Origin of the sequence: uncultured Mucilaginibacter sp. (assembly GCF_913773635.1) — a bacterium.
GTDB lineage: Bacteria > Bacteroidota > Bacteroidia > Sphingobacteriales > Sphingobacteriaceae > Mucilaginibacter.
Map to the genome: position 1 here is coordinate 205,827 of NZ_CAJYGQ010000005.1, position 14,941 is coordinate 220,767.

14 protein-coding genes and 1 tRNA gene are annotated in these 14,941 nt (G+C 41.8%); 4 read left to right on the plus strand and 11 right to left on the minus strand.

Features of this window, described 5'->3' with window-relative positions; translation table 11 throughout:
• The 6 genes from bshC to rpmB all read right to left on the minus strand — a co-directional run bounded on the left by bshC (position 1) and on the right by rpmB (position 5,054).
• Positions 1–1,602: a bacillithiol biosynthesis cysteine-adding enzyme BshC gene (gene bshC, locus QZ407_RS04580; RefSeq protein ID WP_295768049.1), complete on the minus strand. Its 1,602-nt coding sequence runs from the start codon at positions 1,600–1,602 to the stop codon at positions 1–3.
• 47 nt (positions 1,603–1,649) lie between these two features.
• Positions 1,650–2,984 (minus strand): 30S ribosomal protein S12 methylthiotransferase RimO, encoded by a 1,335-nt coding sequence (gene rimO, locus QZ407_RS04585; protein ID WP_295768051.1) that lies wholly within the window; start codon positions 2,982–2,984, stop codon positions 1,650–1,652.
• A 116-nt stretch (positions 2,985–3,100) separates the two neighbouring features.
• Entirely contained in the window at positions 3,101–4,066 is a 966-nt protein-coding gene (ftsY, locus tag QZ407_RS04590; RefSeq protein WP_157539957.1) for a signal recognition particle-docking protein FtsY, read from the minus strand.
• A 210-nt stretch (positions 4,067–4,276) separates the two neighbouring features.
• Positions 4,277–4,438, minus strand: coding sequence for a DUF4295 domain-containing protein (locus QZ407_RS04595; protein ID WP_157539956.1), 162 nt, complete (start codon positions 4,436–4,438; stop codon positions 4,277–4,279).
• A 90-nt stretch (positions 4,439–4,528) separates the two neighbouring features.
• The gene (rpmG, locus tag QZ407_RS04600; RefSeq protein ID WP_157539955.1) at positions 4,529–4,711 is read right to left on the minus strand and encodes a 50S ribosomal protein L33; all 183 of its coding nucleotides are present in this window, start codon (positions 4,709–4,711) and stop codon (positions 4,529–4,531) included.
• 109 nt (positions 4,712–4,820) lie between these two features.
• Positions 4,821–5,054: a 50S ribosomal protein L28 gene (gene rpmB / locus QZ407_RS04605; RefSeq protein ID WP_157540162.1), complete on the minus strand. Its 234-nt coding sequence runs from the start codon at positions 5,052–5,054 to the stop codon at positions 4,821–4,823.
• 239 nt (positions 5,055–5,293) lie between these two features.
• Here rpmB and acs point away from each other — a divergent pair, with 239 nt between their 5' ends.
• Both acs and QZ407_RS04615 read left to right on the plus strand, forming a co-directional pair.
• Positions 5,294–7,195 (plus strand): acetate--CoA ligase, encoded by a 1,902-nt coding sequence (acs, locus tag QZ407_RS04610; protein ID WP_295768057.1) that lies wholly within the window; start codon positions 5,294–5,296, stop codon positions 7,193–7,195.
• A 111-nt stretch (positions 7,196–7,306) separates the two neighbouring features.
• The gene (locus tag QZ407_RS04615; RefSeq protein ID WP_295768059.1) at positions 7,307–7,867 is read left to right on the plus strand and encodes a hypothetical protein; all 561 of its coding nucleotides are present in this window, start codon (positions 7,307–7,309) and stop codon (positions 7,865–7,867) included.
• A 6-nt stretch (positions 7,868–7,873) separates the two neighbouring features.
• On the opposite strand, the gene QZ407_RS04620 is transcribed toward QZ407_RS04615, so the two are convergent.
• Together QZ407_RS04620 and QZ407_RS04625 are read right to left on the minus strand one after the other, a co-directional pair.
• Positions 7,874–8,605, minus strand: a complete 732-nt coding sequence (locus QZ407_RS04620; RefSeq protein ID WP_295768061.1) for a response regulator transcription factor — start codon at positions 8,603–8,605, stop codon at positions 7,874–7,876.
• Positions 8,580–9,716, minus strand: a complete 1,137-nt coding sequence (locus tag QZ407_RS04625; RefSeq protein ID WP_295768064.1) for a histidine kinase — start codon at positions 9,714–9,716, stop codon at positions 8,580–8,582. Before QZ407_RS04625 ends, QZ407_RS04620 begins: the two co-directional genes overlap by 26 nt.
• A 238-nt stretch (positions 9,717–9,954) precedes the next feature.
• Between QZ407_RS04625 and QZ407_RS04630 the strand changes: the two genes are divergently transcribed.
• The gene (locus QZ407_RS04630; protein ID WP_295768066.1) at positions 9,955–10,266 is read left to right on the plus strand and encodes a hypothetical protein; all 312 of its coding nucleotides are present in this window, start codon (positions 9,955–9,957) and stop codon (positions 10,264–10,266) included.
• 59 nt (positions 10,267–10,325) lie between these two features.
• On the opposite strand, the gene ispG is transcribed toward QZ407_RS04630, so the two are convergent.
• Complete coding sequence (gene ispG, locus QZ407_RS04635) at positions 10,326–12,401, minus strand: (E)-4-hydroxy-3-methylbut-2-enyl-diphosphate synthase (RefSeq protein ID WP_295768355.1); 2,076 nt, start codon at positions 12,399–12,401, stop codon at positions 10,326–10,328.
• Positions 12,402–12,588: 187 nt separating this feature from the next.
• A tRNA-Ala gene (locus QZ407_RS04640) sits at positions 12,589–12,662 on the minus strand.
• Positions 12,663–12,903: 241 nt separating this feature from the next.
• Here QZ407_RS04640 and QZ407_RS04645 point away from each other — a divergent pair.
• Positions 12,904–13,791, plus strand: a complete 888-nt coding sequence (locus QZ407_RS04645) for a bestrophin family ion channel (protein WP_295768069.1) — start codon at positions 12,904–12,906, stop codon at positions 13,789–13,791.
• Between the two features lie 27 nt (positions 13,792–13,818).
• On the opposite strand, the gene QZ407_RS04650 is transcribed toward QZ407_RS04645, so the two are convergent.
• Positions 13,819–14,910 carry an Ldh family oxidoreductase gene (locus QZ407_RS04650; protein ID WP_295768072.1) on the minus strand — a complete coding sequence of 364 codons (1,092 nt, stop codon included), beginning with the start codon at positions 14,908–14,910 and terminating at the stop codon, positions 13,819–13,821.
• Positions 14,911–14,941 lie beyond the last annotated feature (31 nt).

Genomic DNA, 14,941 nt, shown 5'->3' on the forward strand with positions numbered 1-14,941 from the left:
TTACTCCGCCAGTACCGTAAACTTAAAGTTTAACGGTTCAAAGTTGCGGATCAACTCATCTATAAATACCTGCCCCCATTTTACGTAGTACAGTCCAAAGTTTTCGCTGCGTTCCTGTAAGCTGTTTTTAGGGAATATTTCGGCTTTAATGGCATCAATCTGGCGCAATGATGTTTCGTGGTTGCGTTTTTCGGCCTTTACCAGTTTGCGTTCGAGGTTATCAATGGCATGTTTTAAACGGGCCTGTACAGCACTGGTTGAAGGTGAAAGGGTAGGGTCGATTTTGTGAGCGCGCAGTTTCATCTTTTCAAAAATACATTGCAACTCGCGCCACTCTTCTTTAAGCGATAAGTCGTGCTGTGTGTTTTTCTTAACCCAGTCGTTTTTTATGCTGTCAGCATCGTTAAACAGCTGCACTGCTTTCAATTGCATTTTATTGATTTTGGCCGTGGTTTCCTTACGGATAACAAGCCCCGAATTACGAAGCATCAAAATAGGGAAGGATACACCATAGTGGTCAAAATTAGCTTTAAGTTGTAGCCAGTAAACAATTTCGGCACCACCACCTATGTAGGCAAGATTAGGTAAAATATATTCCTGGTAAATCGGGCGCATCACCACGTTAGGACTAAAACGCTCTGGATGAGTATCTATCTCCTGTTCTAACTGCTCCTTGTTGAAACGAATTTCAGTATTGAGCACATGAAACTCTTCGCCCTCTTGCACAATGCGCTCGCGCAGGTTATCTTGCAAGTAAAAGAAATTGATTTCTCGTGGATTTACCTGTGTGTGTACGCCTAATGATTGTAAGGAGGCATTACTTTTAGTAATGTGTTTAAAGCTGTTTTGCTCAATTATGTCTTGCTTAATAATACCTGAAAAGTGCTTTTTTAAACGGCTGTCATCGGCATCAATAACTACCAGGCCGTACTGGCCAAACAAAGCGTTAACCAAATATCGCATGGCATCAGCAAGGGTTTGGTGTTGACCGTAGGCGGTTTCAACAATTTGTGCAAGTTCTTCGGCATGACCTTCCAGACCCAAAATGCCTTTATATTGTATAAGGCAGTTGCGGAAAGTTTCAATACTTAATCGGCCGGTAGCACCGCTAACTTCCTCGTTCCACTGAATTTTTTTGCCTCCTATATTGGTATAATTTATTTCGGCAAAATCATGGTCTTCAGATGCCATCCAGTAAACCGGAACAAAATTTTTGTCGGGAAACGCATCTTTTAACTGCCTCGACAGTTTAATGGCGGTTACTATCTTGTATAAAAAATACAACGGACCAGTAAACACATTTAACTGGTGGCCTGTGGTTACGGTAAAAGTGTTGTCTAGTTTAAGCAGATCAATATTGCCTTGCACAAAAGGCAAAAAAGGCATTTCCGGAGCACTTGGTTTGCTGTACTGCTCGGTTAAAACCTCAGCAAGCAAAGTGCGTTTGGCATGAACCCGCTTATGTTCAAGCAGTTCATGAAAGCCTTTTAAATCAGGACGATAACTGTAAAATGATTTAAGCTCGGGTACGTCCTCCAAATAGTCGGTTACTGTTTTGGAGAAAAATCCGGTTTCATGATAATCAATACAGGTAGCGTCCATAGCGTCAAATGTAGAAGCATTATTGAAAATGCTCCCATATGCTGATTTTATTTTACAATTTGTCCATAAAGATCAAAGTCCTCGGCACTGTCAATCTTTACGTTTACAAAACTACCAACGGTTGCATATTGTTGTGTAGCATCAATTAAAACTTCGTTATCAACCTCCGGCGAATCATATTCGGTACGCCCGGTCAAATAGCCTCCGTCAATTTTATCAATAAGTACTTTGTAAGTGTTACCAATCTTTTCCTGATTCTTTTCGTACGAAATGCCCTGTTGCAGTTCCATTATAGCATCAACACGCTCTTGTTTGGTTTCCTCAGGCACGTCATCTATCAGGGTATGCGCATGAGTTTTCTCTTCGTGCGAGTAAGTGAAGCATCCCAAACGATCAAAACGGGTTTCTTCAACCCAATCGTACATTTCCTCAAAATCCTGCAAGGTCTCGCCAGGGTAACCGGTAATCAAAGTAGTACGCAGGGCTATGTGTGGCACCTTATCACGTATTTGATTGACCAGGTCAATGGTTTTTTGCTTGGTAATACCACGACGCATTGATTTCAGCATGTTATCGCTGATGTGCTGCAACGGCATATCCAGGTATTTGCAGATGTTGCTACGCTCGTTCATGGCATCCAAAATTTCCATTGGGAAGCCCGATGGGTAAGCATACTGTAAACGAATCCACTCAATCCCATCCACATCGCTCAACCTGCGCAGTAACTCATCCAAATTGCGTTTTCCGTACAAATCAAGGCCGTAATAGGTCAAGTCCTGAGCAATGAGGATTAGCTCTTTGGTGCCTTGCTTTGCCAAACTTTTAGCCTGGTTAACAAGGTCTTCCATCGGCGTACTCAAATGTTTGCCACGCATCAACGGGATAGCACAAAATGAACACGGACGGTTACAGCCCTCTGCAATTTTAAAATAAGCAAAGTGCGATGGGGTAGTGAGCATACGCTCGCCCAATAACTCGTATTTATAGTTTGCACCAACACTTTGCAATATGTTTTGCAAATCATTTGTGCCAAAAAAAGCATCTACGTTGGTAATTTCTGCTTCTAATTCGGGCTTATAGCGTTCTGATAAACATCCGGTTACAATTACTTTCCCAACCTTTCCCTGCTCTTTAAGCTCGCTGTATTGTAGTATGGTGTCAATTGATTCCTGTTTAGCGTTATCAATAAATCCGCAGGTATTAATTACTACAATATCATTACTCGATACGTTTTCGGCCTCGTGCACCACATCAAACATGTTGCCCTTAAGCTGACCCATCAGCACTTCCGAATCGTATATGTTTTTTGAGCAGCCCAAAGTAACCACATTAACACGGGGTTTAGCAGTTAGTATCGGCTTTTTTATAGTCTTGGTATTCATCTATCTACGCTTATCGTTCTCAAGCCCCTTCTAAATCTCACTCGGTAGAGAAGACTTTAAGACTTGTCATTTTATTTTGAAGCCATCCCTTAAAGGGGAGGGCCTGGGTGAGGCATTTATTTATTAAATAAGCTATTCACAAATCCCTTGCGGTCAAACAACTGCAAATCATTCATGCTTTCGCCTACACCAATATATTTAACTGGTATTTTGAATTGATCAGATATACCGATTACTACGCCACCCTTTGCAGTGCCATCAAGCTTGGTAAGGGCAAGTGCATTTACATTGGTGGCTTCAGTAAACTGTTTACATTGTTCAATGGCGTTTTGGCCGGTTGAGGCATCCAGTACCAACAATATCTCATGCGGGGCACCCGGAATAACCTTTTCCATAACGTTCTTAATCTTAGTGAGCTCGTTCATTAAGCCTACCTTGTTATGTAGACGACCAGCAGTGTCAATAATTGCCACGTCCTCACCGTTTGATACAGCCGAGCGAAGGGTATCATAAGCAACCGAAGCAGGGTCAGACCCCATGGCCTGGGCAACCACGCGTACGCCTACACGTTCGCCCCAAAGTTGTATCTGGTCAACCGCGGCGGCACGGAAAGTATCAGCAGCGCCAAGTACAACTTTATTGCCGGCTTGCTTAAGTTTATGAGCCAGTTTACCAATGGTGGTGGTTTTACCTACACCGTTAACACCTACTACCATAATTACATATGGCTTGTGGTTACCGTACTCAAAGTTTTGAAAATCGTTACTGTTGTTTTCGGCAAGCAGCGTCTGAATCTCATCACGCAGGAGGGTATTCAGCTCGGAGGTGCTTACGTACTTGTCGCGTGCTACGCGGGCTTGTATACGCTCAATAATTTTGAGCGTAGTGGTAACCCCAACATCTGATGTTACCAGCACTTCTTCCAGGTCATCCAGCACATCATCATCAACGGTTGATTTACCGGCAATAACCTTGGTTATTTTTGAAAAAAAGCTGTCTTTAGTTTTCTCCAAACCGGTATCAAGTGCCTCTTGTTCCTGAGGCGTGCTTTCTTTCTTCTTAAAAAAATCAAATAATCCCATTTATAATGTGCTGATTAAAGATGTGCTGATGTGCAAATATACCAACTTATGAAGAGAGTCAGGAATCAAGAGTATACAGTAAAGACAAACATTACAATAGTTTGAGGGTCTTTACTCCTTATTCGATGCCCGTGATTCTGTTTTTAAATCAACAAAAAAAGCCCTCTTGCAAAACAAGACGGCTTTAGTGTATCAACTAAGTGCTAAAACTTATGCTTTAGCTTGTTCAATCGCATCTTTAACGTGGTCGTTATGTACGATAGCTTCTTTGAATGAATAAGCACCGGTTTTGGTTGATTTAACCATGGTAATTACTTTAGAGTACTCTTTACCTTTACCGGTTTTCAGGGTTGCAACTACTTTCTTTGCCATATCTTTTTGAGTTACGAGTTGTGAGTTGTCAGTTACCAGCTGGATGTAAATACACGCAACTTAAAACCGGCCTCCCGCAACCAGAAGTTATTACTTAATTTCTTTGTGAGTTGTTACTTTACGTAGTACAGGGTTAAATTTCTTTAACTCTAAACGCTCAGTAGTGTTCTTTTTATTTTTGGTGGTAATGTAGCGAGACATGCCTGGCATACCGCTTTCTTTGTGCTCAGTGCACTCCAGAATTACCTGAACTCTATTGCCTTTTTTAGCCATTTTGTTGCTTATTATATTGTTGGTAACTGAATTATGGTGTGTGAGTTATAAAGCCAATAAAGCGAACAACTCAATCAACTTAAAACCCGGTCAAACCAATAATTATCTACTATATGTATCCTTTTTTAACAAACTTATTCAAGCAAGCGGTGATACCGTTTTTGCTGATGGTTTTTACTGCAGAAGTAGAAACTTTTAAAGTAATCCATTTATCTTCTTCAGGGATATAAAACTTCTTGATCTTCAGGTTAGGATAAAACTTACGGTTAGTCTTAACGTTTGAGTTAGAAACGTTATGGCCATTCAGTGGGCTTTTTCCTGTTAAATCACAAATTCTTGACATGACAAAACTTTTTAATGTGTCTTTTTCTAAAAGAGTGTGCAAATATCAGGAAATTAAGTGAATAATTCAATAGTGCCTAAGAAAAATTTTTCAAATAGTTCTGTATTGTTCTTGTGCATGTACTCAAATCATTTCACGGTTGCACAAAGTTAACTAAAAGTATTTTTAAACAACGGGCGTTTGCTGAGGCAACAGTGTAAATTACTATCTTGCGCGTACCAACCATTATAATCTATAGCATGAAAATATCTTCGTTTGAGCATTACAAGCAGGTATACCAACAAAGCGTTAGCCAACCCGAGCAATTTTGGGAAGGTGTAGCCGAAACTTTCCAATGGCGTAAAAAATGGGATAAGGTATTGGAATGGAATTTTAAAGAGCCTGATATTAAATGGTTTCAGGGTGGTAAACTTAACATTACTGAAAACTGCCTTGACCGCCACCTCGAGAAAGACGGTGATACACCGGCCATTATTTGGGAACCTAATGACCCAACCGAAGATCACCGCGTATTAACCTATAAACAACTGCACGAAAAAGTTTGCCAGTTTGCAAATGCATTAAAAAACAACGGCGTTCAAAAAGGCGACCGTATATGTATTTATATGCCAATGATACCCGAGCTGGCAATAGCTGTATTAGCTTGTGCCCGTATCGGCGCAGTGCACTCGGTTATTTTCGGTGGGTTTTCGGCTCAATCAATTGCTGATCGTATACAGGATGCTGAATGCAAAGTTGTTATTACAGCCGATGGTGGTTTCCGCGGACCTAAAGATCTGCCCCTTAAGTCAGTAATTGATGATGCCCTGGTGCAGTGCCCATCAGTTAAAAGGGTAATTGTGCTTACCCGCAGCCGCACTCCTGTGAGTATGATTAAAGGCCGCGATGTGTGGTGGGAAGACGAAATTAAAAAAGTAGAAACTCAGGGTAACCCCGATTGCCCAGCCCAAGAAATGGATGCTGAGGACATGCTTTTCATCCTGTATACTTCGGGTTCAACCGGCAAACCTAAAGGCGTAGTGCATACCTGCGGCGGCTACATGGTTTATACAGGTTTTACCTTTGACACTGCTTTTCAGTACAACAAAGGGGAGGTATATTTTTGTACTGCTGATATTGGCTGGATAACCGGCCACTCGTACATTGTGTATGGTCCGTTATCGCAGGGTGCAACCGCTGTAATGTTTGAAGGTGTGCCAACCTGGCCGGATGCAGGCCGTTTTTGGGATATTGTAGATAAGTTCAAAGTAAACATTCTTTACACAGCGCCAACGGCCATACGGTCACTCATGAGCTTTGGTACCGATTTGGTAAAATCGCACGATTTAAGTTCGTTAACCAAATTAGGATCGGTAGGTGAGCCTATTAATGAAGAGGCCTGGCACTGGTTTGATGAGAACGTTGGTAAAGGAAATTGTCCTATAGTTGATACCTGGTGGCAAACAGAAAACGGCGGATTTATGATTTCGCCTATTGCCGGCGTAACGCCACTAAAGCCGGGTTATGCAAGTTTGCCGCTGCCGGGAGTTCAGCCTGTTTTGGTTGATGAAAACGGAAAAGAGATAGAAGGTAATGACGTAAGCGGAAACCTGTGTATCAAGTTTCCATGGCCTGGTATGCTGCGCACCACTTATGGCGACCATGAGCGCTGCCGTCAAACATATTTTTCTACCTATGGTGATATGTACTTTACCGGTGATGGTTGCCTGCGCGATGCTGATGGCTATTACCGTATAACCGGTAGGGTAGATGATGTATTGAATGTATCGGGCCATCGTATTGGCACTGCCGAGGTAGAGAACGCTATTAATATGCACTCCAGCGTGGTAGAATCTGCCGTAGTAGGTTATCCGCATGATATTAAAGGCCAGGGCGTGTATGCGTTTGTAATATCGCCTGATAAGCATGATAATGAGGATTTAACCCGCAAGGATATACTCATGACGGTGAGCCGCATTATAGGGCCAATAGCCAAACCAGATAAAATTCAGTTTGTAAGTGGTTTGCCTAAAACCCGCTCTGGCAAAATTATGCGCCGCATTCTTCGCAAAATTGCCGAAGGTGATGTAAGCAATTTGGGCGACACCAGCACGCTGTTAGATCCGGGTGTGGTTGATGAAATTAAGGCTGGGGCCTTATAGAAAGCTTTTTGATAAACATGAGTCCGCATTATTAATGCGGACTTTTTTTATTTAAAAAAACTACCATTGCCTACACCAAACGCTTGTTTAGTTGTTAATGCATCTAACTTTATGAAATACTTTTTTTTTAGCATAGCACTTTTATTTTGCATACAGGCTTATGCGCAGGTTAATCGATGCGATAGCATAGTATGGCGGCCAAACAGGCCACTTGTTTGGACCGATTATAAGGCGCGGCCCGATACCAATTCAATAGTTGCAGCTTATACTAACTCAGGGTTTATAAGAACATGGTCGGCCAAAGATTACAGGTTATATACTTCAATGGTTACCTACTTTTACCCGTGCGTTTCATGGAGAAAGGGAGAGGCTTCGGAAAGGCTTTTGGCTCATGAGCAGCTTCATTTCGATATCACCGAATACTTTAAGCGCATGTATTTTAAAAAGGTGGTGCGTGCCAGGTATACGCCTGCTACGCTACCCCAACTTATGGATTTGATATACCAGGACGTTATTGCCGGTTTACAGGTTATGCAACGCGAGTATGATATACAAACTAAGCATAGCCTTGACGAAAAGCAGCAGGCAATTTGGCAGCGTAAAGTAAAACGCCTGCTTAATAGTACAAAAGCATATGATAAGCCGGAGTTAATTGTACAGCTGCCGAAGTAACAAGCTTTAATTAAAATGCATGTTCTCCATCCGGAGCTTCTTTTGTAAATCTTGCTTGTAATTGCGGCCAATAGGTAATTGGTGGCCGTTTATTTCAATGGCCCCTGAGTAAAATGACCCTATTTTATTGAGAGAAACAATAAAAGAGCGATGTATACGCACAAAGCGGCGTTCGGGCAGCATTTCTTCTAAAAAGCTAATCTTTTGCTTGCTTATATAAACCTCGCTGTCGGTTACTACTTTTACGTAATCGCGTAAACTTTCAATCCACAAAATATCATTTATGTTAAGTTTGATGGTTTTACGGTCAACCTTAATATACAAATAAGCATCGGTATTAACGGCGAGGTTTTCATGAGCCAGATGAACGCCCGATTTGCTATCATTTAATTGGTATACTTTATCCATAGCCCTCAAAAAGCGCTCAAAGGGGATAGGTTTTAACAGGTAATCAACCGCATTGAGTTCAAAACCTTCTAAAGCATACTCGCTGTAAGCCGTAGTAAAAATTACTTTTGGCGGGTTTTTTATACTGCGCAATAAATCAGTGCCGTTTATTCCAGGCATTTTGATATCCAGAAACATCAGGTCAACATGCTTTTGTTGCAGCATCTTGAAAGCCTGCATAGCATCGCTGCAGCGGCCGGTTACCTCCACATCTCCAAAGTTTGACAGGTACTTGTCAATAATTTCTATAGCGTGGGGTTCATCGTCAACTATAAGCGTGCGTATCTTCATGGGTTAATAATTGCGGTTTGGTTTGGTTTAGTTGTTTTAATTCAATTTGCAATACAACCAGGTAAGCTTCATCGTCATCAAATATTTTGAGCTGATAAGCCGACGGGTAAAGCAAATCGAGCCTTTTTTGCACATTTTGTAATCCAATATGTCCATGATGTTTGCCGGCATCGGCCGGCAGGTCATCAGGTTTACTATTAGACACCTTAAATTTTAAAACGTTACCGCTTACTAACAAATTAATATTAATCCATACCTGTCCCTGGGTTTCACTTGTTCCGTGTTTAAAAGCATTTTCAATAAACGGCAACATTATAAGCGGCGCTATATATTTATCATCCAAATCACCTTCAATATTAAAGGTTAAATCCAAGCGGTCTTCATAACGCAGCTTTTCAAGGCTGATGTATTGCTGCAATACGAGTATCTCCTGTTTGAGTGAGGCATTTTCGGTATTGCATTCGTAAAGCATATAGCGTAAAATATCTGACAGGCCAAGCACCACCTCCGGCGATTTAGGAGAGTTGGATAACGTTAGGGCATACAAATTATTCAGCGTATTAAACAAAAAATGCGGATGTACCTGTGCCTTAAGTGCGCTTAATTCCGCCTGCAGTGCGGCTTGCTTGCGTTCGGCCCATAGTTTAACCATTTTAAGCACAAGCGCAAACCAAACCACCATGTTTATGGCTTTCCAGGCGTTTACAAAGGTTAAAAGGTTGAACAGTTGTTTATGCAAAGGCCATCTTTGCTCTTCAATAAAGCTCCAGTCGGTAGGATGCTCACGTTGTAGTATGTATGGGTTGGCTATATAAATACCAACCAACCTGCTCATAACGGTTGACACTAACATGAGTACTAAAAGATATATTTCAAACTTTACATATTGCCCATTAAATAAATACTTGGGCAATAACCAATATGCCAGTGTGTAGTAGTAAAACATATGTACCGGCACATAAAACAGATTGTTACGTAACGATGTGGTGTAAGTAAGCTGTATGGCGTAAATACCCGTATACATAAAGTATACAACTGCCCAAAAAGCCAGGTGCAATGCAACCCTTTTAAGCGGCCAGGTACCAATTTTTAGTTCGAGCCAGTTTTTCATATAGCTAATTTACAAGCAAATAAGCTTGCGAGGCTATTTCACATACCAACAACACGATATTATCGACAAAATGCACTAAAGGTAGGGGTGTACCGCAACTTTTTCATACGAACGGTATTAATGGCCTATACTTTACGCTTAGTATTCAAAAATGTACCTTGTATATGCTTTACTATAAAGTGGTTGGATGGCTGTATACCTTCGGTACATAATCAAACACAATTTAAAATAAGACGCCATGAAAAAGATAATTATAACCTTAAGCCTCAGCCTGATAGTATTTGTAACCGTAAACGCTCAAGATGTTAACAACGTAAATCAGGCAACCTGGGTAGTTGAAAGTGAAAACGCAAATGCCAAAGTGCAAACTGTAAAGTTTTACGATAGCAATGCGCAATTAATATATGCAGAAACAGTAAATACTAAGCTGAATATAAGCCGCAAAAAAATACAAAAGACACTTAACCAGCTTTTAAATAATCTTTTAACGCAGCAAGGCTACCGTGAAAACAAAAATTTGCTCACTGCCTCGTTGAAACTAAAAAATTAAAGACTTTGTTTTTTAATGAACGTGAAGGGGATTAGCGCGAGGCCGATCCCCTTCTTTAGTTAAATTACTACAGGTTCAACCCAGTTGCCGTCTTCCTGTATAATGCCTATCAACTCATCAAGGGCGTTTGCGGTATTAACGTTTTTCTTTACTACTTCTTTACCCCTGTATAACGTTATTTTACCTGGACCTGCGCCAACGTAACCATAGTCAGCATCGGCCATTTCGCCCGGACCGTTTACAATGCAGCCCATGATGCCAATTTTTAGACCTTTAAGGTGGCTTGTGCGGCTTCTTATCATTTGCGTAGTTTCCTGCAAATCAAATAAGGTACGGCCACAGCTTGGGCAGCTTATATATTCTGTTTTAGAAATACGCGAACGTGTGGCCTGTAAAATACCAAATGCGGTTGATGTAATAACAGCAGCAGGCATTGCAGGTGCATCAATCCAAATACCATCGCCAAAGCCATCAACAAGTAAAGCACCCATATCTGTTGCTGCATATAGCTGTAATTTGGTTACCTCTTCAGGTGCTGCCTGCATACTGTCCGCAACATTGATGTTAATTTGGTTTGCTGGTTTTGATATTTCACTTGCCCCGGAAGAGTAACTGCGTTTGATTACCACAGGTGTATCAATGCCGGCAGTATTCAGGTTAAAGAAGAATGTACGTTGCTCGGCCATACCGTGCAGCGCATCGGTCTCAAGTACAAAAACAAGTGTTTTATTTTGTGCTAACTCTACGAAGAGTTCTGCGGTGAAGTCTTTTGGTTTAACGCAAACAAAATTCAGATCAGATGATTGGTCAACGCCCTCAGCAACATACTCTTGCAGGTTAAAAACCGGATGACAATTTTTCTTGTTAGCAAGTGTTAACCAGGTAGGGTAGTTGTACAGTTGCTTTAAATTACCCGGAAAAGTGAATGATGGGAGATTGTTAGCCAGATAAACAAAATCAACCGATTGGTCGGCCATATTGTATTTATCAAGTGCTGGAGAATAAATATAACCCGCATCATTAAGAACTGATGGATCTTTTAAATTACGGTTACTCAGGTCAACAACCACACGCGGAACCATGTGCCCACCAATGAAAGCATTGGCTTCAAAGGTTTGGCGTTTTTGATATTCGTAAGGGTTGTGAAGAGTGGCGGATAGTGAGTGGTGAGTAGTTTGCTCAAATGTCTTTATTCCTGATTCTTCATTCTTGTATTTATTTGAAGCTCTATTTGAATATCTCTCCACCAACGCAATAGCAACAGGCGCTTCGGCTTCAGGCTCCTCAGTTAATGAAACGCGTACGGTATCACCCAGACCATCTTCAAGCAAGGTGCCAATACCTACTGCCGATTTTATTCTGCCATCCTCACCGTCGCCGGCTTCGGTTACACCCAGGTGAAGCGGATAATTCATACCCTCAGCTACCATAGTCTTTACAAGCAAACGGTATGCTTGCACCATAACCTGAGGGTTACTGCTTTTCATGCTAATGCAAAGGTTATGGAAGTTAAGCACCTCGCACATGCGTATAAACTCCATGGCCGATTCAACCATCCCTTGTGGCGTATCGCCATAGCGGCTCATAATACGGTCGCTAAGTGAACCGTGATTGGTGCCTATGCGCATGGCGGTTCCGTATTCTTTACAAATGTTTACCAGTGGCGTAAATTTTTGAAAGATACGGTCAAGCTCACCCTGGTACTCAAGGTCAGTATATTCTAACTCGTCAAATTTCTTTTTATCGGCATAGTTGCCTGGGTTAACACGCACCTTTTCAACAATACGTGCTGCAACCTCAGCTGCATTAGGTGTAAAATGTATGTCGGCAACCAGGGGCACAGTATAACCGCGGGCGCGGAGTTGCTTTTTTATTTCGGCTAAATTTTGTGCCTCTTTTATGCTTGGTGCTGTAATGCGTACATACTCGCAGCCGGCATCAACCATACGTATGGTTTGTTCTACAGTACCAATGGTGTCCATGGTATCGGTAGTGGTCATACTTTGTATTCTTATGGGGTTGTTGCCACCCATAGGTACATTACCAATATTAACCTCACGGGTAACAAAGCGCGAATACTCGGTTAACGAATTACAATATCGGCCAGGCAGTGCCTTTACAGCTTCACCATTCATCATATATGCAGAGAGTTGCTTTAAATAAACAAAGGTAAGCATTAAACCGCAACCAAGGTTTCAACTTAATATTAATTAATATAACAGTAGTTAAAACGTTTATACCCAAGTGAGAATTGATCTCGGGAGTAGAATGAATATTGGAAGGAATAAATAAAAAAAGCCATCATGAAGATGGCTTTTCTAGTGGAGAATATCGGAGTCGAACCGATGACCTCTTGCATGCCATGCAAGCGCTCTAGCCAGCTGAGCTAATCCCCCCGTCGTGGGCTGCAAATATAGTAGTTAGCAGTTAACTTGGAAAGAAAAAAATAAATTGCCAATAGGTTTTTGCTAAACTAGTCATTGTTAAGTAGTTAATTTAGACTAGTTGCGCTGTTTTAATGTATTTCATGCATGATTAGTTGGTTAAAGTCATCATTTAAATAGTTAGAAAACGTCTCTAATATATTTTTAATTTTAAGGCCAACTGATTTTAGTTTCAGGTGTTTAGAGTGTTGCTATGCTTATCAAAAAACGTATTTCAATTGTTTACTTCCTGCGCAGTATAAGATGGGATGTCATTGCCATTATATGCTACGCCATATTAGCCGGTGCGTATGATCATTTCAGTATTCTGAGCCAGGTAACAGTTCCGCTGGCGGTGACTGCATTTACCGGTACGGTATTATCACTTTTACTGGCTTTTCGTATTTCACAATCATACGAGCGCTGGTGGGAAGCCCGCATTGTTTGGGGAGCTATTGTGAATGACAGTCGTACTTTGGTGAGACAGGTAAAGCAGTTTTTACCGCAAACCCCCGAAGCCCTTGAAGTTGCTAAAGATTTTGCCCGCAGGCAAAGTGTGTGGTGTTTCACCCTTTCAGAATCGTTGCGCAAATGTGAACACAGCGAAAAGGTAAAAAAATACTTTGATGAAAAAGGGGAGGATGCGGCCAATAAGCCCAATCGTATAATTGATCATCATGCTGATGCTTTGGTAGCTGCGACACAAAAGTTCGACTTAAACCCTAATAAGCAGGTGCAAATTGATTCGACCCTGGTAAAGCTTTGTGACTCAATGGGGAAATGTGAGCGTATAAAAAATACGGTGTTCCCCCGTGCTTACAGTGTGCTTATACACTTCCTTATTTATGTATTAATGACCATGCTTCCTTTTGGCCTGGAAGATCAAAGTAAGCTGGTTGAAGTTTCGTTAACTATTATTGTGCCAGTACTGTTTATTGCCATTGAGCAAACGGCCATATTTATGCAGGATCCGTTTGAAAACCGGCCAACCGATACCCCAATGACCACACTATCAAAAGGTATTGAGAATACCCTGATGGAGATGGTGGGTGAACCACCGGTAAACGTAATTGAACCGCCTAAAACTTATTATATTATGTAAGGTTGAAGCGTTTTGCATTACCTTATATCAGTCATCAGCAATAAGTTTCTCAATGCCGAATTTTTCGGCAACTGCGTTCAAATCGTCAACTACGGCTTGTACCAGCGGTATGCCATTAGTTGTGCGTTCAGCCTCGGCCTCCCTTTCCGGCTCGCCGGGAATAATAACTTTTTGGTTGTTATTGATGGTTTCTGAAGCCTTGAAGCGTTCAATCCAGTTGTCGAGGTTTGTTTTAAAGTCTTCAATCGGGCGGAAACCATCAACGCGCATTGCTCCTACAAAGTGACCAATTCCCTCGCCGGGCGCGTTAGCTGCAGGTTCCATAAATGCTACAAACGGAGGTACCCAAGGGCCGTAATTAGCACCCGAAAGTACGCCCGACAAAATATCAACAGTTGCGCTCAAGCCGAAACCTTTATGGCTTCCATGTTCTCTGTCACTTCCTAAAGGTAATAAGGCGCCACCCGTTTTCAATGCATGTGGATCAGTAGTATATTTACCGTCCGCGTTCTGAATCCACCCTTCAGGAACATTTTTCCCCGTGCGCTGGGCTATTTCAAGCTTGCCGTTTGCCGCCGCCGATGTAGCCATATCAACAATTACCGGCGGGTATTTGCCTGCCGGAAAAGCATAACACATTGGATTGGTACCTAACATACGTTCATTGGCAAATGTTGGTGCCACTAAAGGGCTGGCGTTAGTCATGGCAAAACCAATCATATCTTTTTCTACCGCCATTAATGCATGGTAACCTGCAATACCAAAATGATTTGAGTTTTTTACAGATACCCAACCCGATCCGTATTTCTCAGCTTTTTCAATAGCAACTTTCATTGCAAAAGGGGCTACTACTAAACCCAGGCCGGCATCACCATCAACGGTTGCGGTGGTGGCAGTTTCATGCACAATTTTAATGTTGGGTGTTGCATTTATACGTTGCTTTTCCCATAACCTAACGTAGCCGCTTAAGCGTGCCACGCCATGCGAATCTATACCACGCAGGTCTGATTTAAGCAGCACATCTGCAGCCAGTGTTGCATGCTCAGATGAGCAGCCCATGGCCTTAAATATATTTTGGGTAAAGCTGCGTAACGTTGATTGGGTAAATGTTAAATACATGGCGGTAAAGTTATCGCCTTAACAAATACAA